Annotated in this window: 30 protein-coding genes and 1 pseudogene; 16 read left to right on the top strand and 15 right to left on the bottom strand. The window is 74.8% G+C overall.

Features of this window, described 5'->3' with window-relative positions:
• Positions 1-4 precede the first annotated feature (4 nt).
• The 8 genes and pseudogenes from AB3388_RS11140 to AB3388_RS11175 all read left to right on the top strand — a co-directional run.
• Positions 5-868: an amidohydrolase family protein gene (locus AB3388_RS11140; protein WP_495410837.1), complete on the top strand. Its 864-nt coding sequence runs from the start codon at positions 5-7 to the stop codon at positions 866-868.
• A 117-nt stretch (positions 869-985) separates the two neighbouring features.
• Positions 986-2,695: a 2,3-epoxybenzoyl-CoA dihydrolase gene (boxC, locus tag AB3388_RS11145; RefSeq protein WP_495410838.1), complete on the top strand. Its 1,710-nt coding sequence runs from the start codon at positions 986-988 to the stop codon at positions 2,693-2,695.
• On the top strand, positions 2,695-3,696 hold the full coding sequence (locus AB3388_RS11150) for an NAD(P)/FAD-dependent oxidoreductase (protein ID WP_495410839.1): 1,002 nt from the start codon (positions 2,695-2,697) through the stop codon (positions 3,694-3,696). The genes boxC and AB3388_RS11150 overlap by 1 nt, the downstream gene beginning before the upstream one ends.
• Before the next feature lie 82 nt (positions 3,697-3,778).
• Positions 3,779-4,114 (top strand): ferredoxin, encoded by a 336-nt coding sequence (gene fdxA, locus AB3388_RS11155; RefSeq protein WP_495410840.1) that lies wholly within the window; start codon positions 3,779-3,781, stop codon positions 4,112-4,114.
• A 1-nt stretch (position 4,115) separates the two neighbouring features.
• The gene (locus AB3388_RS11160) at positions 4,116-4,616 is read left to right on the top strand and encodes a DUF6158 family protein (RefSeq protein ID WP_495410841.1); all 501 of its coding nucleotides are present in this window, start codon (positions 4,116-4,118) and stop codon (positions 4,614-4,616) included.
• Positions 4,617-4,646: 30 nt separating this feature from the next.
• Positions 4,647-4,970 (top strand): Rv2175c family DNA-binding protein, encoded by a 324-nt coding sequence (locus tag AB3388_RS11165; RefSeq protein ID WP_495410842.1) that lies wholly within the window; start codon positions 4,647-4,649, stop codon positions 4,968-4,970.
• A gap of 28 nt (positions 4,971-4,998) precedes the next feature.
• Positions 4,999-5,331 carry a lycopene cyclase domain-containing protein gene (locus AB3388_RS11170; protein WP_495410843.1) on the top strand — a complete coding sequence of 111 codons (333 nt, stop codon included), beginning with the start codon at positions 4,999-5,001 and terminating at the stop codon, positions 5,329-5,331.
• 56 nt (positions 5,332-5,387) lie between these two features.
• A pseudogene (locus AB3388_RS11175) lies at positions 5,388-5,537 on the top strand (lycopene cyclase domain-containing protein); the annotation flags it as partial.
• Here AB3388_RS11175 and AB3388_RS11180 read toward each other — a convergent pair.
• Genes AB3388_RS11180 through AB3388_RS11190 form a run of 3 tightly spaced genes read right to left on the bottom strand, consistent with a single transcriptional unit; the run spans position 5,534 to position 9,050 of the window.
• A complete protein-coding gene (locus AB3388_RS11180) occupies positions 5,534-6,469 on the bottom strand; it encodes a phytoene/squalene synthase family protein (RefSeq protein ID WP_495410844.1) in 936 nt (311 codons plus the stop codon). The pseudogene AB3388_RS11175 and the gene AB3388_RS11180 overlap by 4 nt on opposite strands.
• On the bottom strand, positions 6,466-7,935 hold the full coding sequence (gene crtI / locus AB3388_RS11185) for a phytoene desaturase family protein (protein WP_495410845.1): 1,470 nt from the start codon (positions 7,933-7,935) through the stop codon (positions 6,466-6,468). Before crtI ends, AB3388_RS11180 begins: the two co-directional genes overlap by 4 nt.
• Positions 7,932-9,050 (bottom strand): polyprenyl synthetase family protein, encoded by a 1,119-nt coding sequence (locus tag AB3388_RS11190; protein ID WP_495410846.1) that lies wholly within the window; start codon positions 9,048-9,050, stop codon positions 7,932-7,934. Before AB3388_RS11190 ends, crtI begins: the two co-directional genes overlap by 4 nt.
• A gap of 180 nt (positions 9,051-9,230) precedes the next feature.
• Here AB3388_RS11190 and metF point away from each other — a divergent pair, with 180 nt between their 5' ends.
• Entirely contained in the window at positions 9,231-10,133 is a 903-nt protein-coding gene (gene metF, locus AB3388_RS11195) for a methylenetetrahydrofolate reductase [NAD(P)H] (protein ID WP_495410847.1), read from the top strand.
• Here the strand turns inward: metF and AB3388_RS11200 are convergent.
• The 3 genes from AB3388_RS11200 to AB3388_RS11210 all read right to left on the bottom strand — a co-directional run bounded on the left by AB3388_RS11200 (position 10,123) and on the right by AB3388_RS11210 (position 12,109).
• Positions 10,123-10,743, bottom strand: a complete 621-nt coding sequence (locus tag AB3388_RS11200; RefSeq protein ID WP_495410848.1) for a hypothetical protein — start codon at positions 10,741-10,743, stop codon at positions 10,123-10,125. The genes metF and AB3388_RS11200 overlap by 11 nt on opposite strands.
• A gap of 108 nt (positions 10,744-10,851) precedes the next feature.
• On the bottom strand, positions 10,852-11,409 hold the full coding sequence (locus AB3388_RS11205; protein WP_495410849.1) for a hypothetical protein: 558 nt from the start codon (positions 11,407-11,409) through the stop codon (positions 10,852-10,854).
• 4 nt (positions 11,410-11,413) lie between these two features.
• A complete protein-coding gene (locus AB3388_RS11210) occupies positions 11,414-12,109 on the bottom strand; it encodes a PD-(D/E)XK nuclease family protein (protein WP_495410850.1) in 696 nt (231 codons plus the stop codon).
• A 127-nt stretch (positions 12,110-12,236) separates the two neighbouring features.
• Here AB3388_RS11210 and AB3388_RS11215 point away from each other — a divergent pair, with 127 nt between their 5' ends.
• From AB3388_RS11215 to AB3388_RS11225, 3 genes are read left to right on the top strand one after another with little or no spacing between them, the layout of a single operon-like run.
• Complete coding sequence (locus AB3388_RS11215) at positions 12,237-13,346, top strand: LolA family protein (RefSeq protein WP_495410851.1); 1,110 nt, start codon at positions 12,237-12,239, stop codon at positions 13,344-13,346.
• Positions 13,343-14,272: an ABC transporter ATP-binding protein gene (locus tag AB3388_RS11220; RefSeq protein ID WP_495410852.1), complete on the top strand. Its 930-nt coding sequence runs from the start codon at positions 13,343-13,345 to the stop codon at positions 14,270-14,272. Before AB3388_RS11215 ends, AB3388_RS11220 begins: the two co-directional genes overlap by 4 nt.
• Complete coding sequence (locus tag AB3388_RS11225) at positions 14,269-15,078, top strand: ABC transporter permease (RefSeq protein WP_495410853.1); 810 nt, start codon at positions 14,269-14,271, stop codon at positions 15,076-15,078. Before AB3388_RS11220 ends, AB3388_RS11225 begins: the two co-directional genes overlap by 4 nt.
• Here AB3388_RS11225 and AB3388_RS11230 read toward each other — a convergent pair.
• Positions 15,053-15,727, bottom strand: a complete 675-nt coding sequence (locus AB3388_RS11230) for a hypothetical protein (RefSeq protein ID WP_495410854.1) — start codon at positions 15,725-15,727, stop codon at positions 15,053-15,055. The genes AB3388_RS11225 and AB3388_RS11230 overlap by 26 nt on opposite strands.
• A 73-nt stretch (positions 15,728-15,800) precedes the next feature.
• Positions 15,801-16,439 carry a dihydrofolate reductase family protein gene (locus AB3388_RS11235; protein WP_495410855.1) on the bottom strand — a complete coding sequence of 213 codons (639 nt, stop codon included), beginning with the start codon at positions 16,437-16,439 and terminating at the stop codon, positions 15,801-15,803.
• 120 nt (positions 16,440-16,559) lie between these two features.
• Here AB3388_RS11235 and AB3388_RS11240 point away from each other — a divergent pair, with 120 nt between their 5' ends.
• The gene (locus AB3388_RS11240) at positions 16,560-17,054 is read left to right on the top strand and encodes an inorganic diphosphatase (protein WP_495410856.1); all 495 of its coding nucleotides are present in this window, start codon (positions 16,560-16,562) and stop codon (positions 17,052-17,054) included.
• On the opposite strand, the gene AB3388_RS11245 is transcribed toward AB3388_RS11240, so the two are convergent.
• A complete protein-coding gene (locus tag AB3388_RS11245; RefSeq protein ID WP_495410857.1) occupies positions 17,051-17,860 on the bottom strand; it encodes a lipase family alpha/beta hydrolase in 810 nt (269 codons plus the stop codon). The genes AB3388_RS11240 and AB3388_RS11245 overlap by 4 nt on opposite strands.
• Before the next feature lie 50 nt (positions 17,861-17,910).
• On the opposite strand from AB3388_RS11245, the gene AB3388_RS11250 reads away from it, so the two are divergent.
• Positions 17,911-18,603 (top strand): CDP-alcohol phosphatidyltransferase family protein, encoded by a 693-nt coding sequence (locus AB3388_RS11250; protein WP_495410858.1) that lies wholly within the window; start codon positions 17,911-17,913, stop codon positions 18,601-18,603.
• Between the two features lie 58 nt (positions 18,604-18,661).
• Entirely contained in the window at positions 18,662-19,639 is a 978-nt protein-coding gene (locus tag AB3388_RS11255) for a carbohydrate kinase family protein (protein ID WP_495410859.1), read from the top strand.
• Between the two features lie 3 nt (positions 19,640-19,642).
• Here AB3388_RS11255 and AB3388_RS11260 read toward each other — a convergent pair whose 3' ends face one another.
• A complete protein-coding gene (locus AB3388_RS11260) occupies positions 19,643-20,299 on the bottom strand; it encodes a flavin reductase family protein (RefSeq protein WP_495410860.1) in 657 nt (218 codons plus the stop codon).
• Positions 20,300-20,381: 82 nt separating this feature from the next.
• On the opposite strand from AB3388_RS11260, the gene AB3388_RS11265 reads away from it, so the two are divergent.
• Positions 20,382-20,609: a hypothetical protein gene (locus AB3388_RS11265; protein WP_495410861.1), complete on the top strand. Its 228-nt coding sequence runs from the start codon at positions 20,382-20,384 to the stop codon at positions 20,607-20,609.
• A 28-nt stretch (positions 20,610-20,637) separates the two neighbouring features.
• Here AB3388_RS11265 and AB3388_RS11270 read toward each other — a convergent pair whose 3' ends face one another.
• From AB3388_RS11270 to AB3388_RS11290, 5 genes are read right to left on the bottom strand one after another with little or no spacing between them, the layout of a single operon-like run.
• The gene (locus AB3388_RS11270; protein WP_495410862.1) at positions 20,638-21,786 is read right to left on the bottom strand and encodes a glycosyltransferase family 2 protein; all 1,149 of its coding nucleotides are present in this window, start codon (positions 21,784-21,786) and stop codon (positions 20,638-20,640) included.
• Positions 21,783-22,559, bottom strand: coding sequence for a carotenoid biosynthesis protein (locus AB3388_RS11275; protein ID WP_495410863.1), 777 nt, complete (start codon positions 22,557-22,559; stop codon positions 21,783-21,785). The genes AB3388_RS11270 and AB3388_RS11275 overlap by 4 nt, the downstream gene beginning before the upstream one ends.
• The gene (locus tag AB3388_RS11280) at positions 22,556-24,130 is read right to left on the bottom strand and encodes a phytoene desaturase family protein (protein ID WP_495410864.1); all 1,575 of its coding nucleotides are present in this window, start codon (positions 24,128-24,130) and stop codon (positions 22,556-22,558) included. The genes AB3388_RS11275 and AB3388_RS11280 overlap by 4 nt, the downstream gene beginning before the upstream one ends.
• Before the next feature lie 8 nt (positions 24,131-24,138).
• On the bottom strand, positions 24,139-24,711 hold the full coding sequence (locus tag AB3388_RS11285) for a GNAT family N-acetyltransferase (protein WP_495410865.1): 573 nt from the start codon (positions 24,709-24,711) through the stop codon (positions 24,139-24,141).
• A complete protein-coding gene (locus AB3388_RS11290) occupies positions 24,708-25,226 on the bottom strand; it encodes a YbaK/EbsC family protein (RefSeq protein WP_495410866.1) in 519 nt (172 codons plus the stop codon). The genes AB3388_RS11285 and AB3388_RS11290 overlap by 4 nt, the downstream gene beginning before the upstream one ends.
• Positions 25,227-25,372 lie beyond the last annotated feature (146 nt).

Below are 25,372 nucleotides of genomic sequence, written 5' to 3' on the forward strand. Positions count from 1 at the left end.
GTCCGTGCTCGACGGTCACGTCCTGGTGGACGCGCACGTCCACGTCCCGCACCTGTCGTCCCTGGCGCCGGCCTGGATCGACTGGGCCCGCCAGTTCGGCCCGCCGGGCATCCTCGAGGCGGTCTGGCGGGACGACGGCACCCCCGACCCGGCGCGGCTGGACGAGCTGTTCGCCGAGCAGGGGGTGGACGTCGCCCTGCTGTTCTGCGAGTACAGCCCCAAGGCGACCGGCTACCAGCTCTTCGACGACCTGCTGCCGATCGTCGAGCACAACCCGCGCCGGTTCCGCCCGGTGGCCAACGTCAACCCGCACCTGCACTTCCCGATCGCGCGCGAGCTCGCCCGGCAGCTCGACGCCGGCGCGGCGGCGCTGAAGATCCACCCGGTGCACGGCGGTTTCCGCCCCGACGACGCGGCGCTCTACCCCGCCTACGCGGTGCTGGTCGAGCGGGGGGTGCCGCTGATCGTGCACTGCGGGACGAGCACGTTCCCCGGCTCGACCAACGCCTACGCCGACCCGATGCTGCTCGACGCGGTGCTGCGCGACTTCCCGGATCTGGACGTCGTCCTCGCCCACGGCGGGCGCGGCTGGTGGTACGACGCGGTGGCGTTCCTCGCGCTCTCCCGGGAGCACGTGTGGCTGGAGCTGTCGGGCCTGCCGCCCAAGCGGCTGCCGGAGTACTACGCCCGCTACGACCTGGGCCGCCTGGCGCGCAAGTGGATCTACGGCACCGACTGGCCCGGCGTCCCCGGCCAGGCGGCCAACGCGCGGGTGGTCGCGGGCCTGGGCCTGCCCGAGGACGTCGTCCCGCTGGTCCTGGGGGAGAACGCGCTGCGCGTCTACTCCGGGCTCGACCCCGCCCGCTGAGGGCCAAAATGGCCATTTTGGCCCCTCGCGGCGCGGAACCTGCTACGCCGTCTTGACGCGACGCCAAGAGTCAGTAGTGTGTTTGGCGACACGTCGACGGCCCCGGAGGTCCCCGCCATGACGCTGCTCGCCGACACCGCCACCGAGAACCCCGTTCCGGTGCGCGTGGAGTTCGAGACCTCGCCCGAGCGCTACCGCCACTGGCGGCTTTCGTTCGACGGGCCGGTCGCGACGCTGACCCTGGCCGTCGACGAGCAGGGCGGCCTGGTGCCGGGCTACGAGCTGAAGATGAACAGCTACGACCTCGGCGTCGACATCGAGCTCTACGACGCGGTGCAGCGGCTGCGCTTCGAGCACCCCGAGGTGACGGCCGTCGTCGTCACCGGCGGCCTGGACCGCATGTTCTGCGCCGGCGCGAACATCCGGATGCTGGCCCAGAGCTCGCACGCGTGGAAGGTGAACTTCTGCAAGTTCACCAACGAGACCCGCAACGGCATCGAGGACGCCACCGCGCACAGCGGCCAGACCTACGTCGCCGCGCTCAACGGCACCGCGGCCGGCGGCGGCTACGAGCTCGCGCTCGCCTGCGACGAGATCGTCCTGGTGGACGACGGGTCGTCGGCGGTGTCGCTGCCCGAGGTGCCGCTGCTCGGCGTGCTGCCCGGCACCGGCGGGCTGACCCGCGTGGTCGACAAGCGGTTCGTGCGCAAGGACCGCGCCGACGTCTTCGCGACCAAGAACGAGGGCATCAAGGGCCGCACCGCCGTCGAGTGGGGCCTGGTCGACGAGACCGTGCCGATGAGCCGCTTCCCCGACGCCGTCCGCGCCCGCGCCGAGGCCGCGGTGGCCCGCTCGGCCCGCAGCGGCGAGCGCGGCGTCGCGCTCACCCCGTTGCGGCGCACCGAGGACGGCGACACGATCCGCTACCCGCACGTCGAGGCGCGCCTGGACCGCGCGGCCCGCCGCGTCGACATCACCGTGCACGGCCCCGACGCCCCGCCGCCGGCCGACGCCGCCGGCGTGCTGGAGCAGGGCGTCGACTACTGGCCGATGGCGCTGGCCCGCGAGCTGGACCACCTGGTGCTGCACCTGCGCACCAACGAGCTCGAGCTCGGCACCTGGGTGGTCCGCACCCGCGGCGACGCCGACGCCGTCCTCGCCTACGACGCGCAGCTGGAGGAGCTGGCCGGCGACTGGTTCGTCAACGAGGTGAACCACTACCTCAAGCGGGTGCTCAAGCGGTTCGACGTCACCAGCCGCAGCCTCATCGCGGTCATCGAGCCGGGCAGCTGCTTCGCCGGCACGCTGCTCGAGCTGGCGCTGGCCTGCGACCGGCAGTACATGCTCGACGGCGTCCCGGAGGAGGAGCTCGAGGGCATCGACCCGGCCGACGGCCCGGCGCGGATCGTCCTCGGCTCGGCCAACACCGGCCGCTGTCCGATGGGCAACGACCTGACCCGCCTGCTGTCGCGGTACTGGGGCCGCGACGACGAGCTCACCGCCGTCCTCGACCGGATCGGCGAGCCGCTGGAGGCCGCCGACGCGATGGAGCTCGGCCTGGTCACCCTCGCGCCCGATGACCTGGACTGGGAGGAGGAGCTGCGGATCGCGCTGGAGGAGCGCGCCTCGCTCTCGCCCGACGCCCTGACCGGCATGGAGGCCAACCACCGCTTCGTCGGCCCGGAGACCCTGGAGACCAAGATCTTCGGCCGGCTCACCGCCTGGCAGAACTGGATCTTCATCCGGCCCAACGCCAGCGGCCCGGACGGCGCGCTGCGCCGGTTCGGTACCGGCACCCGCGCCGCCTTCGACCGGGTCCGCGTCTGATGGCCGACCACGACGTCGACCTGCTGCTCGTCGGCGCCGGCCCGGTCGGCCTCTACGGCGCCTACTACGCCGGCGTCCGCGGGCTGTCGACCGTCGTCGTCGACTCGCTGCCGGAGCCGGGCGGCCAGATCACCGCCATGTACCCGGAGAAGCCGATCTTCGACGTGGCGGGCTTCCCGAGCGTCCGCGGCCGCGACCTGGTCGACAACCTGGTCGCCCAGGCCGCGCAGTACGACCCGGCCTACGTGCTCGGGCAGTCGGCGGTGTCGGTGCACCGGGGGGACGACGGCCGGTTCGCCGTCCGCACCGACGCCGGGACGACGGTGCGCTGCGGCGCCGTGGTCGTCACCGGCGGCATCGGCACCTTCACGCCGCGGCCGCTGCCGGCGGGGGAGGAGTTCCTCGGCCGGGGCCTGGCCTACTTCGTGCCCGCGCTCGCCGAGCACGCGGACAAGGACGTCGTCATCGTCGGCGGCGGTGACAGCGCCTGCGACTGGACCCTCGCGCTGCTGCCGATCGCGCGCAGCGTGACGCTGGTCCACCGGCGCAGGGCCTTCCGGGCGCACGCCGCGTCGGTGGCGGCGGTGCAGGCCTCGGCGGCCACGGTGCTCACCGACGCCGAGGTCGGCCGCGTGCTCGGGGCCGACCGGGTCGACGCGGTCGAGGTCACCGTCAAGGGCGAGGCCGAGCCGCGGATCTTCCCGGCGCAGACCGTGGTCGCCGCGCTGGGCTTCCTCGCCGACCTCGGCCCGGTGCGCGAATGGGGCCTGGAGCTGCACGACAACCGGCACGTCGTCGTCGACACCCGGATGCGCACCACCGTGCCCGGCATCTACGCCGCCGGCGACATCGTCGACTACGACGGCAAGGTGCGGCTGATCAGCGTCGGCTTCGGCGAGGTGGCGACGGCGGTCAACAACGCCGCCGTCGAGCTCGACCCGGCCGCGCAGCTGTTCCCCGGCCACTCCACCGACAACGCCCCCGTCCCGACCCCTGTCTGAACGCCCGCGAGATCTGCACACTCGCGGGCATCAGCGCCGGATGACCGCGAGTGTGCAGATCTCGCCGAGGAAGGAGCGCCCCGTGCCGTACGTCATCGCCGAGCCGTGCATCGACGTCAACGACAAGGCCTGCGTGGACGAGTGCCCGGTCGACTGCATCTACGAGGGGGAGCGCAAGAGCTACATCAACCCCAAGGAGTGCATCGACTGCGGCGCCTGCGAGCCGGTCTGCCCGGTGGAGGCGATCACCCAGGACCGCCGGGTGCCCGACGAGTGGGAACCGTTCATCACCGACAACCGGGCGTTCTTCACCGAGATCCTGCCCGGCCGGGACGCCCCGCTGGGCGCGCCCGGCGGCTCGCGCAAGGTCGGCGAGCTCGGCGTGGACACCCCGCTCGTCGCGAACTGGGAGGGCTGAGATGGAGGGCCGGCCGGCGCGCGACCTCTCCGACGAGGAGCTGGAGCAGCAGGGCACCCACGCCCACGCGACCCGCAACTGGGTCTTCCTGCACGGCACCGCCGAGCAGTACCAGCGGCACACCGAGCGGATGCTCGAGCTGGAGCAGGAGTACCTGCGGCGCTATCCCAAGCGCACCTGGCAGGGCTCGGGGGAGGACGGCGGCGTCGTCGACGAGGCGACCCGGCTGCGGCTGGCGCTGCGCGGGCTGCAGCGGCAGATCGACGCGATCCTCGCCGAGGGCCTCGACGAGCGGCCCGAGGACGAGCCGGACCCGCAGAAGGTCGCCGCGCTGCTCGACCGGGTCGAGGCCAACGGCGGGCGGATGCACAAGCTCGAGCTGCACCAGGTGGCGCGCGAGCTCGGCATCGGCCCGGCCGCGCTCGCCCGGCTCTACCGCGGCGAGGACGCCGTGCTGCGGACCGAGAAGGACCAGCGCGTCCTGGTGCGCTCCCGCCCCTGACCGGCGGCGACGCGTCATAGGCTCGCGGGCGTGGAGACGCTCACCCCCGCCGAGGTCGCCCAGACGCTCGGGGTCTCACCGAACCGGGTCCGCCAGCTCATCCGCGACGGCAAGCTGATGGCGGTACCCGGGAGCGGCAACAGCAGGATCCCCGCCGATTTCGTGCAGAACGGCGCCGTCCTCAAGCACCTGCCCGGGCTGCTCACGGTGCTGCGCGACGGCGGGTTCAGCGACGAGGAGGCCTTCGAGTGGCTGTTCCGCAGCGACGACTCGCTGCCGGGGACGCCGGTCGAGGCACTGCGCGGCGACCGGCACACCGAGGTCACCCGCCGCGCCCAGGCGCTGGCCCTGTAGTGGGACTTTCGGCGCCGAAAGTCCCGCCATGGAGCGGCTGACCTACCTGGCGCTGCTGGCCGGCTGCCTCGTGGTGACGGCGCCCCTGGAGATCGTGCTCCGGGTCCGGGTCTACGCCCGCTGGCGGCGGCTGCTGCTCGCGCTGCTGCCGGAGTTCGTCGTCTTCGTGGCCTGGGTGCTCTACGCGATCGCGGCCGGGCACTGGGACTACAGCGACAGCCGCACCCTCGGCGTGCGGCTGCCCGGCGGCATCCCGGTCGAGGAGGTGCTGTTCTTCCTCGTCGTCCCGGTGTGCGCGGTGCTGGCGTTCGAGGCGGTCCGCACGGTCACCGGCTGGCGCGCGGGATACGAGGAGTCGTGAGCTACTCCGCGCTCGCGGTCACCGCCGTCGTCGCCGTCCTCGTGGTCGACCTGGCCGTGCTGCGGACCCGCCTGGTGACCCGGAAGGTCTTCTGGGTCACCTACGCGATCGTGCTGTTGTTCCAGCTGCTGATGAACGGCGTCCTCACCGGTCTGGACGTGGTCCTCTACGACCCTGACGCGATCTGGGGGCCGCGGATCGCCTACGCCCCGGTCGAGGACCTGCTGTTCGGGTTCGCCCTGGTCACGCTCACCCTGGCCAGCTGGGCGGCGGTCAACCGGCGGGCGAACACCGCGAGGCGCCGGGGCTTCGGCACCCGCACCCGGCGGTCGAGCACCCGGTAGTCCGCCCGCTCGATCTCGCGGAGGATGCCGCCGTAGAGGTCGGTGGCCGCCCGCACGCAGTCGCGCGACTCGGGGGCCAGCAGCGGCGTGCCGGGGGCGGCGTCGTCGTAGCGGCGGCGGGTGATCGCAACCATCTCGCGCATGAGCTCCCGGAAGCCGGGGGAGTGGTGGCGGGCCGCCAGCTGCTCGCGGGTGACCCCGTGGGCGACCAGGAGGTCCGCCGGCAGGTAGACCCGGCCGCGGTCGGCGTCCTCGGCGACGTCGCGGCAGAAGTTGGTCAGCTGGAACGCCTCGCCCAGCGCGATCGCGTACGGCGCCGCCTCCTCGCGGGACACCCCGGGCGCCGTGCCGAGCACCGGCAGGACCATGAGCCCGATGACGGCGGCCGAGCCCCACATGTAGCGGTCGAGCGCGGCGAGGTCGGCGTAGCCGGGGACGGTGAGGTCGCTGGTCATCGCGGCCAGGAAGTCGACCAGGTGGTCGACGTCGATCGCGTACCGGCGGTAGGTGTGCACCAGCGCGAGGCGAACCGGGTCGTCGGACCAGCCGTCGTCCAGCTCGGTGAGGACGGCGCGCGACCAGCCGGCGAGGTCGCCGGCCGGGTCGGCCCCCGGGACGTCGACCAGGTCGTCCGCGGTGCGGGCGGCGGCGTAGAGCGCGTGCACCGCCGGCCGCCGGTCGGGGGTGAGCAGCCGGGTGGCCAGGTGGTAGCTCTTGCCGTGCCGGGCGGCGATCTCCGCGCAGTGCCGGTAGGCGGCGTCCAGCTCGGCCTGCCGGCCCGCGACGGCCGTCATCCGGTGATCCGCTCCGCGGCCAGCCGGCCGCTGATCAGCACCATCGGCACCCCGACCCCCGGCTGCACAGACGACCCGGCGAGGACGACGTTCTCCGGGCCGGTCCGCGGCAGCGTCGGCGGGCGGAACGGGCCGGTCTGCCCGACGGTGTGCGCCAGCGCGAACGGCGTGCCGGCGGCCATGCCCTGCGCGGCCCAGTCGGCTGGGGTGGCCAGCTCCTCGACCTCGATCGCGCCGGTCAGCCCGGTCCAGCCGCGGGCCTCCAGCGTGGCCAGCAATTCGTCGCGGTAGCGCGGGCCGAGCGCGCGCCAGACGAGGTCGCGACCCACGTCGAGGTTCGGCGTGGGCGCGACGACGCTGAGCACCTGCCCGCCGTCGGGGGCCAGCGAGCGGTCGGTCACCGACGGCATGCTCACCAGCAGGCTCGGGTCGCTCATCGGCCGCCCGTCGCGGGTCAGCTCGTCGAAGACGGTCCGCCACGACTCCCCGAAGCTGATCGTGTGGTGCGCCTGCCCCGGCAGCTCCGCGCGCACGCCCAGGTGCAGCGCCACGCAGGACGGCGAGTACACCGGCCGGCGCGGTCCACGCAGCCCCGGCACCAGCCGGTGCGGCGCGTCGGCGGTGACGACGACGGCGTCGGCGGGCAGGGTCTCGCCGTCCGCCAGTCGCACGCCGGTGACCCTGGAGCCCCGGGCGACCAGCTCGCGGACCTCCGCGCCGTACCGGAACACCACCCCCGCGTCGGCCGCCGCGTCGGCCAGCGCTCGCGGGACGGCGCCGATGCCGCCCACCGGGTGCCAGACCCCGGCGCCGATGTCGAGCTGGGCGATGACGGCGTACGCGGCGATCGCGCGGAACGGCGAGACCCCCGCGTAGAGCGCCTGGAAGCTGAACAGCCGGCGCAGCCGCTCGTCGGTGAACGCCCGTCCGACATGCGTGGACAGGCGACGGAACCCGCCGCGGCGGGCCAGCTCGGCCAGCGGCCGCCCGAGCAGGTCCAGCGGGGAGTCGAGGTTGCGGTCGATGAACGTGGTCAGCTGCAGCCGGTAGAGGTCGGCGAGGCCGGCCAGGTAGCGGCGCAGCGCGGCCGCCTCGGCCGGCCCGCACAGCGCCTCGACTTCGGCGGCGAACGCGTCGGGGTCGGCGTGCACGTCGAGCTGCGTGCCGTCGGCGTACTGCGCGCGGTACGTCGTCTCGAGGGGGAGCAGCGTCAGGCGGTCGGCGAGCTTGTCGCCGACGGCGGCGAGAGCGTCCTCGAGCACCTCCGGCGCGGTGAACACCGATGGCCCGGTGTCCAGGACGTATCCGCCCCGTCGCACGACGCCCGCCCGGCCACCCGGACCGGGAAAGCGCTCGACGACGGTCACCTCGCGGCCGGCGCCGCGCAGCCGCAGCGCGGCGGCCAGCCCGGCCAGCCCGGCGCCGACCACGACCACGCGGTCGGTGCGGCCGGGGACGGTCCTCACGCGGTGCGCGAGGTGGCCGCGACGGCCAGCGCGTCCAGCGCCGCGCGGGCGTCCTCGGCGATCGGCGCGGCCGCGATCGCGGCGCGGGCCCGCCGGGTGCGCTCGGCGATCCGCTCCTCGACGCGGGCCCGGGCGCCGGTGCTCTCGATCAGGTGGCGCAGCGCGTCGAACTGGTCGGGGCCGGCATCGGGGTCGCCCAGCGACTCGCGCAGCAGGGTCCGCCCGGGCTCGTCGGCCTCCAGCTCGGCCAGCGCGATGAGCAGCGTCCGCTTGCCCTCGCGCAGGTCGTCGTCGGCGGACTTGCCGGTGACGGCCGGGTCGCCGAACACCCCGAGGACGTCGTCGCGCAGCTGGAACGCCTCGCCGAGGGGGAGCCCGATGGCGCTGTAGGCCTCGAACAGCCGCGGGCCGGCGCCGGCGATCGCCGCGCCGAGCTGCAGCGGCCGCTGCACGGTGTAGCCGGCGCTCTTGTAGCGGGCGACGGTCAGCGCCCCCTCCGGGCCCGGCAGTCCGCCGGCGGCGCGCAGCAGGTCGAGGTACTGCCCGGCGGTCACCTCGGTGCGCATGGTGTCCCAGACGCCGCGGGCCCGGGTCAGCGCGGTGTCGGTGAGTCCGGAGCAGCGCAGCAGCTCGTCGGACCAGACCAGCGCGAGGTCGCCGACGAGGATCGCCGCGCCGACGCCGAACGCCGTGGGGTCGCCGGCGAGGGCGTCGGCGCCGTGCCGGGTGGCGAAGCCGTGGTGCGTGGCGGGGCGGCCGCGCCGGGTGCTGGCGCCGTCCATCACGTCGTCGTGCACCAGCGCGCTGGCGTGCACGAACTCCAGGGCGGCGACCGCCCGGAGGACGGCGGTGTCGTCCTCGACCGGGCCCGGGGCACCGGCCGCGGCGCCGCGCCAGCCCCAGTAGGCGAACGCCGGGCGCAGCCGCTTGCCGCCGCGGGCGAGGGCGCGCACCTCGTCGGCGACGGGGGCGAGGGCGGGCTCCATGCCGGCGAGCGTGCGGTGCTGCAGGTCGAGGAAGTCGTCGAGCGCCGCGGCGACGGCGGTGCGCACGCGGTCGAGGTCGACGGCGGCCAGCCGGTCGGCGGCGTCGAGGCCCTGCGTCCCGGCGGTCACCGGTTCAGTATCGCCCCACCCTGTGGGGCGCCATCCCGGCACCAGGGTCGTCCGCGGTCTGCCGTCGACGCTCACCGGCGTCTCCTCCCGTGTGGTGAAGGTGCGTGCCGACGGTTCTTCCGCCGCGCGGTCCCGGGCGGATGCACGGGCCGGCATTTCTCGTTCCGTACCCTTCCCCCCGTGACCCGGACCGTGCGCGAGCTGCTCCAGCAGGGGCGGCCCACGTGGTCGTTCGAGTTCTTCCCGCCCCGCACGCCCGAGGCCGAGCGCCAGCTGTGGACGGCGCTGCGCGAGCTGGAGCGGCTGCACCCGTCGTTCGTGTCGGTCACCTACGGGGCCGGCGGCACCACCCGCGAGGGCACCGTCTCGGTCACCGAGCGGATCGCCACCGACACCACGATGACCCCCCTGGCGCACCTCACCGCCGTCGACCACAGCGTCGCCGAGCTGCGGCAGGTGGTCAGCCGGCTGGCCGCCGCGGGGGTGCGCAACCTGCTGGCGCTGCGCGGCGACCCGCCCGGCGCCGACCCGCAGGCGGAGTGGATCGCGCACCCGGCGGGCTTCCGCTACGCCGCCGAGCTGGTCGAGCTGATCCGCTCGATGGGCGACTTCTCCGTGGGCGTGGCCGCCTTCCCGGAGCGGCACCCGCGCTCGCCGGACTTCGAGTCCGACGCCGACATGTTCGTGGCCAAGTGCGCCGCCGGCGCCGACTTCGCGATCACCCAGATGTTCTTCCGCGCCGAGGACTACCTGCGGCTGCGTGACCGGGTGAGCGCCCGCGGCTGCGACGTCCCGATCATCGCCGGGGTCATGCCCGTGACGAACGTGAAGATGATCAACCGGATCGTGCAGCTGTCGGGGCAGGCCTTCCCGTCCGAGCTCGCGGAGCGGTTCGCCGCGCTGGACGGGGACACCCCGGAGGCGAGGGCCGCCGTCCGCGCGCTCGGCGTCGAGGTGGCCACCGAGCTGTGCCGCCGGCTGCTCGCCGAGGGCGTGCCCGGCATCCACTTCATCACGATGAACCGGTCGACCGCGACGCGGGAGATCTACGCCAACCTGGCGGCGCTCGCGCCTACCCCCTGACGCTGAGTGCCCGGCCGGCCTGCACGGCGGCCTTGCGCTGCGCCTCGCGTTCGGCCTCGTATCCCCCGAGCACGCCCACCACGGGCAGGTTGGCCAGCGCGCGGTGGTGCAGCCTGCCCTTCGGGCGGGCGTCGAGCGCGTCGTCGATCCGGCCGAGCAGCCGAGACATCCGCCACACCGTGCGGATCGTGCCGAACAGGCCGCCGCGCCGCGCGCCGAAGGCCTCCTCCCGGTAGGTGCCCGTGGCATGGGTCAGCAGCGGCCGGACCCTGTCCGGCGGAAGGTCGCGGTCGAGCAGCACCCGCGCCAGCAGGGACACCCGCTCGGCCGGATCGGTCACCTTGTGCTCGCCGGCCACGCCGAGGACGACGATCGACTGGACGGCGCTGCCGACGGTGTTCTGCAGCGGCAGGATGTCGGCCAGCTTTCCCGCGAACCGCGGGAGCGCGGCGACCACGGCCGCGACGACCGGGAACCGATCGGCCCACCACGCGTCGCGCTCGTCCTGGGGCCGGGCCTGCGGACGGCCGAACCGGCGGACCAGCGGGGTGGCCAGCCGGTCGACCCGGCGCAGCACGTCCACGACGACCGCATCGCTGATCGGAGCCATGGGTGGTGCGTGCCCCGATCCGCCGACCCTCACGCGTGACCGCACCCATGATCACCTCGGGTCCACCGGTGCCTCAGCCGTCGCGAGACACCGGTGGACCCGAGGTGATCATGTGAGACCGTGCTCCATCAGCTCGTCGAGCACGGGATGGAGCTCCTGCCAGCCGTTGTGGAAGGCACTCAGCAACTGCTCCACATAGTCCGGGATCTCGTTTGTGCCCTCAGCCGGTGGCACGTAGGTCCAGACCGCGAACGCGTCTCCCGTCTTGACCGACCAGCCGAGGCGTCGCGCGACCGGCAAACACTTCGCCTTGACGAATTGGGACTTCTCCTTGCCTGCAGGCTGATCGTCCGCCACGTACACGACGATGTACGGCCACGGGGCCCGACCGGCCGGATCGAAGGCGCTTCCCGTGTTCCATCCCAGCGCGACCCGCAGGTCCCAACCCGCCGACTTCCACGTCGTCTTGGTCAGGCCGAGCTTGGAGAACTGCGAGTCTTCGGGCACGGGCACAGCGCCATCCGGTGCCCCCATGTTCGCGATCCGGTCCTGGGCAGCCCACAGTTCGGTCGTCAACGCCTCCCGTGCGCCGGTCCGCAGTGCCGCCCACTCTTCGATCTGCGTGCGATGGCGGAAGTAGAAGGCGGCCTTCTCGTCGATGCTCATCCGTTCAGTTCCTCTGAAATTGGTTCAGCGTGGTCAGGTAGTCGCGGACACCGTGTGCCGCGCGGTCATCGGGTAGGTCACGGACGGCCTCGTCGATGAGGGAAGCCACGTCTGACCAGCGAAGAGAGCGCCACTGGTCTCGTTCGGTCGCCGTCGCGGGTGCACGCCCGTCCCGCGTGAGGAAAACGAGAACGGGATCCTCATCGGCCCACAGCCGGGCGAGGCGAGCGCATTGCTGCGGCTGTTCGCCGGCCCACACCTTTGCCTCGACCAGGATCGTCGCCCCTGGCACCCGAATCACCAGGTCCGCTCGGGTCAGATCGTCGGATCCCTCGGTCTGGCGAGATTCCTCGGTGACAACCCGCGCGGGGTGCAGCGATTCCACCGGGATTCCGAGGTGATCGACGAAACGGCGCAGAACGCCCTCCCCGAGACGGTGATGCCCGTCTGGCTGCAGCAGCCACTTCAAACCAGCGGTCAGCATCACCTCGTGGTGGTGGAGCCCGAGGGCGTGGAGCAACGTGCGAGGGCCACCCACCCACCGCCCGGCAGCGCGAAGGTCAGCGACCTCGGCGTCCATCCCGTTCAGGTGGAGCGTCCACTCGGCAACCAGCTCAGCATCCGAGATCGCCGCTTGCTCGATCTGCTCCCACTCGTGGCGCAGTCGAGCGAATGAGGCCACCCATGTGTCGCCGTCCATCTACGTCCTTCTCGGCAGGATCATGTGCGGCAGCGACCGCCGCACATGATCAACACACGGTGAGCGCCCTCTCGCACGGCGGCTGAGCGTGTGTGCGCGCACAGGGCGGCGTCGTACCGTCTGATCCGTGGTGCGGGAGCGGTACGGCGCGGCCCGGCGCTGGTCGCTCGTGGCCGCGCTGGTCGCCGTCCTCGCCGCGCTGCCGGCGGCCATCGGGGCGCTCCCGGCCACCGACTCCGACGTCTCCGCCGCCGACCTGCGCGCCGCGGTGCTCGCCAGCGCCGGCGTCGGCTTCTCCGGCTACGCCGAGTCCGCCGGCGGCCTGGCGCTGCCGGTGTCCGACGAGCTGCCGAGCCTGGCCGACCTGTTCAGCGACCGGACGACGATGCGCGTCTGGTGGCGCGGCCCCGACGAGCACCGCGTCGACGTGGTCACCGCCGGCGGGGAGACCGACGTCCACCGCGACCGCGAGGGCAGCTGGATCTGGGAGTACGAGGCCAACCGGGTTACCCGTACCGAGACCGCCCCGCTGAGCCTGCCCGCCGCCCCCGATCTGCTGCCGACCACGCTCGGCCGCCGGCTGCTGTCCGAGGCCACCGACGACGAGCTCAGCCGCATCGGCGCCGCCCGCATCGCCGGCCGCGACGCCCTCGGCCTGCGGCTGGTGCCCGCGGAGGCCGCGGCGTCGGTCGCGCGGGTCGAGGTCTGGGTGGACGGGCCGACCGGGCTGCCGCTGAAGGTCCAGCTGTTCGGCAAGGGCGCCGGCAACCCGGCGCTGGACACCCGCTTCCTCGACCTGGACCTGCGCCGCCCGTCGCGGGAGGTGGTCGCGTTCATCCCACCGCCGGGCGTCGTGTTCGGCCGCGACGTCGAGAACGGCGTGCTGGACACGGCGGACCGCCGGCTGCGGCCGGTGGACCTGCCCGCCGTCCTCGCCGGGCTGCCGCGCCGGTCGATCGAGGGCGCGCCGGACGCGATCGGCCTCTACGGCCGCGGGGTGACGCTGCTGGCCGTCGTCCCGGTGCCGCGGCGCTTCGCCGGGGACCTGCGCCAGGCGGCCGCGGCCAGCCCGACCGCGGTCGACGACGAGCTCGGCACCCGGCTGACCGCCGGCCCGCTCGGGATCATGCTGGTCGGCTCCCCGGGCGAGCAGACCTACGTGCTCACCGGCACGGTCACCCTCGACGCGCTCGAGGCCGCCGCGCGGGAGCTGCCGGACCTGCGGAGCCGCGGATGACCGCGGTGATCGCCACGCGCGGCCTGGTCAAGCGCTTCGGCCGGGTGCGCGCCGTCGACGGCATCGACCTCGACGTCCGCGAGGGGGACGTCTACGGCTTCCTCGGCGCCAACGGGTCGGGCAAGACGACGACGGTGCGCATGCTGCTGGGGCTCGTCCTTCCGACCAGCGGCGAGGTGGAGCTGCTCGGCGGCCGGATGCCGCGGGCCGGACGGCGGGTGCTGCCGCGGGTCGGCGCGCTGATCGAGGGCCCGGCGCACTACGGGCACCTCTCGGGCCGGGAGAACCTCGCGCTGCTCGACGCCTCCGGCGCGGGCGGCGGCTGGCGTACCCGCCGGCGGCGGATCGATGAGGTGCTCGAGCAGGTCGGCCTGGCCGGGGTCGGCCGCCGTCCGGTCAAGGCGTACTCCCTGGGGATGCGGCAGCGGCTGGGACTGGCCGGCGCGCTGCTGCGGCGCCCGGAGCTGCTGGTCCTCGACGAGCCGACCAACGGCCTCGATCCGCAGGGCATCCACGAGGTGCGCACGCTGCTGCTCGACCTGCACCGCGGGGGGACGACGATCTTCCTGTCCAGCCACCTGCTGGCCGAGGTGGAGCAGATGGCCACGCGGGTCGGCGTCCTCGACCGCGGCCGGCTGGTGCTCCAGGAGGAGCTGTCGGTGCTCACCGCGCCCACCGGCTCGACGGTCGTGCACACCCCCGACCCCGACCGGGTGCGGGCCACGCTCGACGGGCGGGTCACCGCGGTCGACGGCCAGCGGGTGGTGGTGCGCGGCGCGGACCCGGCCGAGGTGAACGCGGTGCTCGTGCGGGCCGGCGTGCCCGTGACCGGGCTGGCCCTGGAGCGCCCGACGCTGGAGCAGGTCGTGCTGGAGGCGGCCGGCGCCAGCCCGGACCGGGTGGAGGCCCGGGGATCCCTCCGATGATCACGGTCGAGCTGCGCAAGCTGTTCCGCCGGCCGCGGACGTGGGCGACGATCGCCGTCCTCAACGCGCTGCCGATCACCGTCGCCGTCCTGCTGGTGATCACCGACCTGGCGCCGCGGCCGGGAGAGGGGCCGCCGTTCCTCTCCGCCGTCCTCACCAACGGAGCGCTGTTCCCGCTGGCCGCGCTGGCGATCGTGCTGCCGCTGTTCCTGCCGATCGCGGTGGCCGTCGTCGCCGGCGACGCGGTGGCCGGCGAGGCGCAGGCCGGCACGCTGCGCTACCTGCTGGCCCGCCCGGCCGGTCGCACCCGGCTGCTCGTGGCCAAGCTGATCGCCGTCCTGGCCTTCGTGCTGGTGACGGTGGTCGTGGTGGCCGCCGTGGGCTACCTCCTCGGGACGACGCTGTTCGACGCCCAGCCGGTCGGCGGGACGTCGGTGTCCGGCACCTCGCTGACCGCGCAGGAGCTGACCGGCCGCACGCTGCTCTCGATCGGCTACGTGACCGTGTCGATGTGCGGGGTGGCCGCGTTCGCGCTGTTCTTCTCCACGTTCACCGACTCGCCGCTGGGCGCGACCCTCGGCGCCCTGGCGGTGCTGGTCGCCTCGTCGCTGCTGTTCACCCTCGACGCCGCCTCGCCGATCGCCCCGTACCTGCCGACGCGCTACTGGCTGGCGTTCGTCGACTTCTTCCGCGACCCGATCCAGTGGCGCGACATCACCCGCGGCCTGGCGCTGCAGGGCGTCTACGTCGGCGTGCTGCTCGCCGCCGCCTGGGCCAACTTCACGACCAAGGACGTGACGAGCTAGCCAGGTGGTACATCCGGGCGCCGAGGACGGCGTACCAGACCAGCATCACGGTGACCGCGGCGTAGAACGCCGGCTGCCCGAGGGGCAGGAGGAACACGACCACGGCCGCGGGGGCGTTCACGACGGAGTACACCCAGAAGCCCGCCCAGGCCGGCGCGCCGCGCAGCGCGAGGCCCGCGGCCACGAACGCGACCAGGTTCCCGACCATGAGGAACACGAAGCCGAGGCCGTGCAGCGCCCCGTGCCACGAGGCGGCCTCGCCGGGCAGGTCGGTGGGAAACGCGCTGAGGACGCCCGAGAGAACCACGGCACCCAGCGCCACCACGGCGACCGCGCCCGACCAGCGGTGCCGGAACTGGGTGCGCAGGGCCCGGGCGAACAGCGGGCACAGCACGCTCAGGACCACCAGGAAGTTCAGCGACTGGATCGCGCCGAGATCGCCCCGTGCCAGGCCGCTCGGGTAGTTGACCTCGTGCGCGTCCAGCACGGTCCAGCCGAGGCCGTGCAGGAAGTCCCACTCCGCCCACGTCAGGAGCACGACGGTGATCGCGAAGACCGGGAACATGAGGATCCCGGCAAGGCCCCCGATGCGCAGTGACCGCTGGAGAGCTGTCGGGTGTCCCGCGGCGGGCAGCGATGGTGCGCTCATCGGCGTGCCTCCAGTCGGAGGAGGGTCAGGCCGCGCGGCGAGACTACGCGGGTGCTCGCGGGGCGAACAGGGGTCAGCGGCGCACCAGGCGGGCGTGCGTCACGGCCTCCGAGGGGACGAACTCGGCCAGCTCGAGGTCGGTGCCGACGCCGTCGCCGAGCAGCCGCTCGCCGCTGCCGAGCAGGACCGGGGCGACGGCCACGTGCAGCTCGTCGACCAGGCCGGCGCGGAGGTACTCCCGGACGGTGGCCGCACCGCCGCCGAGCCGCACGTCCCGCCCGCCGGCCGCGGCGAACGCCTGCTCCAGCGCCGACTCGATGCCGTCGGTGACGAAGAAGAACGTCGTCCCGCCGGCCATCTCGATCGGCTCGTGCGGATAGTGGGTCAGGACGAAGACCGCGTGGTGGTAGGGCGGCTCCGGCCCCCACCAGCCCTTCCAGTCGCTGTCGCCCCACTCGCCGCGGACCGGGCCGAACATGTTGCGGCCCATGATGTGGGCGCCGATGTTCTCGTCGCCGCGGCGCGCGAAGTCGTCGTCCCGCCCGGTCGATCCACCGGGCTCACCGACCATGTCGTGCCAGTACGCGGTCCGGAACATCCACTCGTGCAGCTGCTCGCCGCCGACGCCCAGCGGCTCGTCGGTGCTCTGGTCCGGCCCGGCGGCGTAGCCGTCCAGCGACATCGACAGGTTGTGCACACGCAGTCTCGGCATGGCGTCCTCCTCGTCTCGGTCTCGTCCCTGACGACTCCGCCGCGGCTACGAAGTCATCGGTCCCGAGTTGACGCGCCCGGGCTACCGGGCGAAGGTCGCTCTCGCCGGGAGGGGTGGTCCGTGGACGTCGACGTGATGGTCGAGATCCCCAAGGGATCGCGGAACAAGTACGAGTGGGACCCGCGCTGGGGCCGCATCCGGCTGGACCGGATGCTGTTCACCGCGACCGGCTATCCCGGCGACTACGGGTTCGTGCCCGACACCCTCGCCGAGGACGACGACCCGATCGACGTCCTGCTGCTGCTCGACGAGCCGACCTTCCCCGGCTGCCTGGTGCACGCGCGGATCATCGCCGTGTACTGGATGCGCGACGAGGCCGGCCCGGACGCCAAGCTGCTGGGCGTGCCGGCCGAGGACCCGCGGCACGCGCACCTCAAGGAGCTCGAGGACGTGCCGATGCACCAGATCGCCGAGATCTGGCACTTCTTCGACATCTACAAGCGGATCGAGCCGCACAAGACGACCGAGACCGGCCACTGGGAGCGCAGCACGGAGGCCGTGCAGGCCCTGGAGCAGGCGCGGCGGCGGTTCGCCGAGCACGGCGCGTCGGTCTAGCCGCCGCTCAGCCGCGCGCAGTCGGCGGGGGTCAGCGCGACCGGGTCGCCGGGGGCGAGCTCGGCCTCGACCATCGCCTGCACCAGCGGTGACCGCGGCAGCCCGCCGTGGCCCACCTGCGCGTCGGCGCACACCGACTGCACGGTCAGGTTCAGCGCGCCGTCCAGCCGGGCAGAGTCCGGGGGGGTGACCGTCTCGTCCTGCGTCGTCCAGATGGAGACCCAGGTCGGGCCGGCCGGGGTCTCGTCGCCGGCGTTGAGCTGCGCCAGCAGGGCGCTGTCGGTGGCCAGCTGCTGGCAGCCGGTCGGGCAGCGGCCGGGGGCGACCCGGCCGGCGAGGTCGGCCAGGGTCGTGCCGTGGTGCGGGGTGCCGAGGGTGACCACCCGACGGGCGACGGCGGCGCCGCCGTCGGCGATCCACAGCCGGGCGATGACCCCGCCCGCGGAGTACCCGACGACGTCGACGCTGTCGGCCCCGGTCCGCTCCAGCGCCTCGCTCGCGGCGTCGTCCAGCGCGTCGGCGGAGGCGTGGAGGTCGCCGGTCCCGTCGCCCGGGACGGCGACCACGGTGGCGTCGCGCCCTGTGGCGGTGAGCCGGTCGGCGAGCTCCCGCAGCGACTCCGTCGACCCGCCGTAGCCGGGCACGAGCAGCACCGGTCCCGGCTCCTCCTGCGAGACCGGCTCGTCGCCGCGGCCGGGTCCGTGGGGGACCAGCAGGACGGCGGCCAGCGCGACCACGGCGACCCCCACCAGCGCCAGCAGGACGAGGACGACGCGTCGGCGGGCGGGGGAGAGGCCGGCGAGCACGTTCCCACTGTCCCTGATCGCGCGGCCCGTTGATGCAGACTGCGCCCGTGATGAGCCGCGACGAGTACCTCGCCGCGTGGGCGCGCTGGCACGGCGGGACCGAGCCCGCCGACAGCCGGCTGGTCCGCGGCTGGCTGTCGCTGGCCTACGGACTGGCCCGCCCGCTCGCCGGGCTGCCGCCGCTGCTCGTCACGGCGCTCGGGCTGCTGGTGTCGGTGGCCGCGGTCGGCGCCGCCGTGGCCGGCGGCGGCTGGCTGGTCGCCGCCGGGCTGCTCGTGGGGTTCTCCGGCCTGCTCGACAGCCTCGACGGGGCGCTGGCGATCGCGACCGGCCGGGCGTCGCGGCGCGGCTTCGTGCTGGACTCCGCCGTCGACCGGCTGACCGAGGCCGCCTACGCGGGCGCGCTGTGGGCAGCGGGCGCGCCCGGCTGGCTGGCGGCCGCGTTCGGCGCGCTGTGCTGGCTGCCGGACTACCTGCGGGCGCGGGCAGGGCAGGCGGGCGTGGCCGAGACCGGCGCGCTGTCGGTGTGGGAGCGGCCGACGCGGGTGGCGATGGCCGGGTTCACCCTCGGCGGGGCGGGGGTCGTCGGCGGGGCCGCGGCCGCCGTCGTCACCGCGGGGACGGCGGCCGGCGCGGTCCTCGGCGCGGTCGCCGTGGTGCAGCTCGGCGTCGCCCTGCGCCGCGCCCTCGGGGGCCGCACCGGACCACCGGCGGGCGGCCCCTCGGGGGCGCCCCTACCCTGAGGTGCTGTTTCCCGCGACGTCGCCCATCGTTCACCGTCCTCACCGAGGAGCGCCCGCCGTGCCCGTCGCCGTCACCGGCTCCATCGCCACCGACCACCTGATGACCTTCCCGGGCACGTTCACCGAGCAGTTCGTCGAGGGCCAGATGGAGAACGTGTCCCTGTCGTTCCTCGTCGACGACCTGGTCCAGCACCGCGGCGGCGCCGGCGCGAACATCGCCTACGGCCTGGGCCTGCTCGGGCTGGGGCCGGTGCTGGTCGGCGCCGTCGGCAGCGACTTCGCCGACTACGAGGCCTGGCTGTCGCGGCACGGCGTGGACACCGGCAGCGTGCACTGGTCGGAGCTCAAGCACACCGCCCGGTTCGTGTGCACGACCGACGCCAAGAACAACCAGATCGCCTCGTTCTACTCGGGGGCGATGGCCGAGGCGGCGCAGATCGAGCTCGCGCCCGTCGAGCGGCGGGTGGGACCGCTCGACCTCGTCGTCGTCGGCCCCAACGACCCGACCGCGATGGTCCGCCACACCGAGGAGTGCCGACAGCGCGGCTACGCCTTCGCCGCCGACCCCAGCCAGCAGCTGGCCTGGGCCGACGGCGACATGATCCGCTCGCTGGTGGCCGACGCCGAGCTGCTGTTCACCAACGAGTACGAGGGCGCGCTGCTGCTGCAGAAGACCGGCTGGAGCGAGGGGGAGGTGCTCGCCCGGGTCGGCACCTGGGTGACCACCCGCGCGGCCGAGGGCGTGCTGGTGCGGCGGGCCGGCGAGGAGCCGCTGCGCGTGCGTGCGGTGCCCGAGACCAAGCCGGTCGAGCCGACCGGCGGCGGCGACGCGCTGCGGGCCGGCTTCATCGCCGGCCGGGTGTGGGGGCTCTCCCTCGAGCGGTCGACCCAGCTGGGCTCCGCCGTCGCCACGGAGGCGGTCGAGGTGGTGGGCACGCAGGAGTACTCGATCGTCCGCGAGCCGTTCCTCGAGCGCTTCGCCGACGCCTTCGGCCCCGACGCCGCCGCGGAGATCGCGGAATTCCTGCCCGCCTGAGCCCTAACCGCCGCGGAGGCGTTCGCCGATCGAGGGGTCGCCCGACCACTTCTTGTACGGGATCCGCGGGATCTCCAGGATCTCGCCGAGCGTCGTCCACTCGTTGCCGCCGAGCCGGGCGACCGGGTCGAGGTGCTCGATCCGCGGCCGCCCGTCGCGCACCGCGTGCTCCCAGACGCTGATCGCCAGCACCCGGCCGAAGACCACCCAGCAGTCGCCCAGCTTCGTCGTCGAGTGCAGGGTGCACTCGATGCTGACCGGCGACTCGGCCACCCGCTTCGCCGCCACCCGCTCGCTGGGCTCCAGCCGGACGCCGGTGTGCTCGGCCTCGCTCTCGTCGGGCGGGAAGTCGGTGCCGGTGGCGTTGATCTGCTCGAACAGCGCCCGCGGGGTGAGGTTGACCGTGAACTCGCCGGTCGCCTCGACGTTGTTCAGCGAGTCCTTGCGGCCCACCGAGGTGAACTGCACGATCGGCGGGTCGACGCAGGCCACGGTGTAGAAGGAGTGCGGCGCCAGGTTGTCCACGCCGTCCGCCGAACGGCTGCACACCCAGGCGATCGGGCGCGGCACCACCACCGAGTTGAGGATCCGGTAGAACGCCCGGGACTCCATCTCGGCGGGGTCGAACTGCATGCGGGGCGGCGAGTCGGCCGAGGTCACGCCCTCATCGTCGTCCCCACCCGGTCCGGCGGCCGAGCGGGGGTCACACTGGGCGGGACCCGCCGCGGGGACGGAGGACGCCATGGCCCACCAGGTCGAGGTCATCGGGAGGGACGGCGTCGTCGCCCGCCGCACCGGGAGATCCCTCGCGCCGCGCGCCCGCGCCCTCGTCCCGGCCCTGGCTCGGGCGGCCACCGCCGGACCGGTGCTCGCCGCGTCCGCGGTCGCGGTCACCGCGCTCGCCGCGGCCAAGGCGGTGGAGGCGGCCGGTCGGGTGGCGGCCCGTCAGCTCGCCGGCCGCAACCCGTAACCGCCCACCGGCGTCACCCGGCTCGAGGTCACCTGGATCCGGGTCGACATCCGCCGGCCCTCCTGACCTCCGGCATCGCGAGCCTCCGGCCGCGCCAGGTGAGCGTGCCGCGCCGGTGCCCCAGAACCGAGCGTGCCATCAGCGCGTCGAGGACCAGCAGCGAGACGGGGTGCGCCAGCGCGTCCGGCCACACCCGCCCGCCGGTGCGCGCGGCGACGACGGCCCGCCCGGCCACGCCCGCGAGGTAGCCGGCCAGCCCGGCCCGGGACCCGCGCAGCGCGGCGACCGCGGGGACGACGCCCACCGCGGTGAGCACCCCGGCCGCGGCCAGGCTGGCCGCCGGCGAGCCGCCGACCGTGCCCCACAGCGACTTCGCGTAGCCGTCCCGCAGCGCCGGCCAGCCCTCGTACATCCGGCAGGCGGCCAGCCGCGACCCGTCGACCGGCACGCCCCGGCCCCCGGCCCGCTTGACCGCCCGCAGGAGGGCGAGGTCCTCGAGCACCTCGCCGCGTACCGCCGCGTGCCCGCCGGCCCGGCGGTAGGTCGCCGTCCGGACGACGAGGAACTGCCCGTTGGCCGCCGCGAGCGACGGCCGCGGCGAGCGCTCGGCCGGTCGCAGCGGCAGCGTGGTCGCCCACAGCCACGGTGACAGCGGCTGGACCAGCCGCTCCGCAAGGCTGCCGGCCAGCGGCCGCGGCCACGGCGACACGAGGTCCAGGCCGTGCGCGTCGAGCAGGGCGACGGCCGCCGCGACGGCGTCCGGCCACAGCCGCACGTCCGCGTCGAGGAAGACCAGCACGCCGTCGTCGTCCGGTCGGGTCTCGGCTGCCCCGACGGCGCAGGCGTGCGGCTTGCCGAGCCACCCGGCCGGCGGGCCGTCGGTCTCGATCAGGTGGACCCGCGGGTCGGCGACCGCCCGGACGACCTCGGCGGTGCCGTCGGTGGAGCCGTCGTCGACCACCACGACCCGCAGGTCGGGGACGCCGCGCTGGTCGAGCACCCCGGCCAGGCACTCGCCGACCTGCCGCTCCTCGTCGCGCACCGGCAGGACGACGGTCACCGGGCGGTGCACCGGCGGCGGAACGGCGGGCGGGCGGCGCAGCAGGGCCATGTTGACCGCCGCGTGCACCGCTCCAGCCGCAGACAGAGCGGCGAGCACACCGACCGGGCGGCTCACGACCGGGTCCGCTGCCGGGCCAGCGCCACCAGCACCGGGACGGCGAGGACCGCGCCCCACACCGCCGATCCCGGCAGCCCGAGCCAGCCCGCGTGCGCGAGCGCGCCGCCCAGCGTCATCCAGCCCAGCGCGAGCAGCGGCGCGGCGTCGCCGATGCGTGGCGCGGTCGCGGTGCGGGCGACCAGCGCGTCGAGCAGCGCCATGAGCCCGAGGCCGGCGAGCAGCCAGCCGCCGAGGTTGGTCAGCGGGACGGTGTCGATGCCGGGCAGCCCGGGCTCCGGACGGGCCCACGTCCAGTACCCGGCCTGCACCATCTGCGGATCGAGGACGACGTCCCACGCGGCGAACACCGCGGAGGCGACGGCGACGCGGGCGAGGCGGCGGCGGGCCAGCCGGGCGGCGAGCACCCAGCTCGGCCAGGCCATCATCAGCCAGGCCAGCGGCACGAGGAACGGCACGCCGAGCAGCCGCGGCCCGAGCACGTCGCCGTAGGTGTAGCGGCCGTACGGGAAGCCGGTGGCCAGTCCGACCGCCTCGACCGCGATCGCCGTGACCACGACGAGAGCGGCGACGCCGAGCCCGGTGCGCCGGCCGCGGGAGACCCCCGCGTGGGTCACCGAGACGGCGGAGCCGAGCAGCACGATCGCCCAGGTCACCGCGTCGCGCGCCCCGCCGTCGGTGAGCGGGTAGGCGATCGCGGTCAGCACCAGGAGCACGGCGAGCACCAGGGGGACCCGCCGTCCGACCACCCCGGGCACGGTCGCGGTCGTCACCGGCGCCACCGTACGAACCGGCGCCTCCTGCGGTCGGCCAGCACCAGCCGGGCCGCCGTCCGGCCGGAGTTGCCCGACACCCCGCCGCCGGGGTGCGTGGACGCGCCGGCCAGGTACAACCCGGCCAGCCCCGGCACCCGGTAGCCGGCCAGCGCCGGCGTCGGCCGGAACGCGAACATGCTGGCCAGCCCCATCTCCACGTGCATCACGTTGCCACGGGGCAGCGACAGTTCCTGCTCCAGCCGCAGCGGCGTCTGCACGTACCGGTCGACCACCGAGGCGGCGAAGCCCGGCGCGAACCGGTCCACGGCCGCGATCAGCCGGTCGGCCTCGGCGTCGGCGAGGCCGGCCCAGTCGCCGCCGTCCTCGAGCTCGTACGGGTACCACTGCCCCCAGACGGTCACCACGTGCCGGCCTTCCGGGGCGAGGGTGTCGTCGGATGCGGAGAAGCACATCGCGAGCGGCACGGGCACGCGCGGCAGCCGGCCGGCCCGCCAGTCGCCGTGCGCCGCGGCGAGCTCGGCGCGGTCGGTGCACAGCAGCTGCAGCCCGCCCTGCGCCTCGGGACCCGCGCCGGGGTAGGACGGCGGCGCGTCGGTCAGCGCGCGGACGACGAGGCCGAAGCCGTTGCCCAGCGGCGGGCGGGCGTCCGCGAGCGCCGGGGGAGCGGCGGCGCCGGCCAGCTCGCGGGTGGCCAGCACGTGGCAGGCCGCGACGACGGTGCCGGCCGCGATCCGCCGTCCGGACGCCGTCCGCACCCCGGTGACCCGGCCGTCCTCGACCAGCAGCCCGGTGGCGGCATCGCCCAGGGTGACCCGGCCGCCGTCGGCCTCCAGCCGGCGGCGCAGCGCCTCCGTCAGTGCTCCCGAGCCACCGACGGGATGACCGGGCGGGACGTCGTGCAGCAGCGCCACCCAGCCGACCATCGCCGCCGTCCCCGGCTCGGACATCGCCGGGCCGGACTGCGCGCCGAACCAGGCCAGCGCGGCCTTGAGCCGCTCGCTGGTGAACCAGCGGTCGAGCAGCGCGTCGCCCGAGCCGAGGAAGTCGACCGCGAGCTCGCCGCCGGGCGTGCGCGGCCGCCCGTTGCGGGGCGCCCCGAGCGGCCAGAACGCGCGCAGCAGATTGCCGGCCGCCGGGCGACCGCCGAAGGAGGCGGCCACCGCGCGGCTGCGCGGTCCCCACACCTCGACGAAGCGGCGGTAGGCCGCGGCGTCGTCCGGGCCGCAGGCCGCCTCGATCGACGCGGCCGTGGCGGCGAGGTCCCTCCGGAAGACCAGGGGCGGGTCGCCCGGCGCGAAGCCCCACGGGTCGCAGTCGACGTAGCGCAGCCCGTGGGCGGCCAGGTCGAGCTCCTCGACGATCCCGCTGTGCCGGATGATCACGTGCGCGCTGGAGCCGCGGTCGACCCGCACGCCCGGCCAGCGCTCCACCGTCGAGACCGCGCCCCCGAGGACGGCGTCGCGCTCGACCACCTCGACCGACAGGCCGGCGCGGGCCAGGTAGCAGGCGGCGACCAGCCCGTTGTGCCCCGAGCCGACGACGACGGCGTCGACGGACGAGGTGCCCACCCGTGGGCTCAGGTGCCGGCGGGCCGCAGCGGCAGGCGCGCGCCCAGGATGGCGAACGGCCGCGAGTCGCCGGGGAAGTGGTGGCCGCGGGCGAGGTCGACGAAGCCGTCGGCGTGGTAGAGCCGGAAGGCCTTGGTGTCGGCGTCCGGCGTGGACAGCAGCGCGGCCGGATGGGACAGGCCGGCCACCAGGGCGTGCAGCAGCTGGCGGCCCAGCCCGCGGCTCTGGTGCTCGGGGTGGACGTGCAGCTCGCACACCTCGAACGCGCCGGGCAGCCAGCGCTTCGCCGTCCGGCGGTCGAGCGCGGCGCGGACCTGGTCGTGCCACCACTGCCCGGGGGCGACCAGGTAGCCGTAGCCGAAGCCGACGAGCTGCTCGCCCTCCGGCGTCTCGGCGAACGCGCCGACGGCGCGGAAGCCCGGGCGCTCGGTGTGCTGCATGGCGTAGCCGTAGCGGCCGGCGACGACCGAGGGGTCGTAGCCCATGGCCAGCCCGTAGATGGCCAGGGCCTCGTGCATGTGCTCGCGGATCCACGAGACGGGCAGCTCGGTGACCCGTGCGGTGGGCCGGGTGCCGGTCATGGGCCGACCACCTCCTCGACGTCGGGATCGAGCATGCCCCCGGCGACCTCCGCGGCCGTGCCGGCGGTGAGCCGGAGCAGCTCCTCGTAGGTGGTGGGGAAGACCGCCGAGGGGTGTCCCGCCGAGGCCCACACGCGGTCGTAGCGGGCCAGCTCCACGTCGACCAGGGTGCCGATCGGCTCGGGGTGGCCGATGGGGGCCACGCCGCCGATTGGCTGCCCGGTGTGCTCCCGGACGAAGTCGGGCGAGGCCCGCCGGACGTGCGGGACGCCGAGGAGCCCGGCCACCTGCACCTCGTCGACGCGGTGCCCGCCGCTGGTCAGGACGAGCAGGGGCTCGCCGTCGACGTCGAACAGCAGGCTGTTGGCGATCGCGCCGACGGGGACGCCGAGCTGTGCGGCGGCCGCCGAGGCGGTGCGGGCGCTGCCCGGCAGCTCGCGCACCTGCCCGGTCGCTCCGGAGACCGCGAGGAGCTCGGCGACCTCGGCGACCCGTGGGTGCGCGGGACGGGTCATGGCTGAATCCTGCCACCGGCCCGGCGACCCGCGCGCCCCGATCCGGCGCGGTCGGCGGCGGGACACGGGCGGCGCACCACTTGACGGGCCCGGCCGCGTCAGGTCTACTTCTCCGTGTTCGAACATGCGTTCGATCAACAGGGTTC

The organism is Geodermatophilus sp. SMS 5-13, assembly GCF_059428245.1.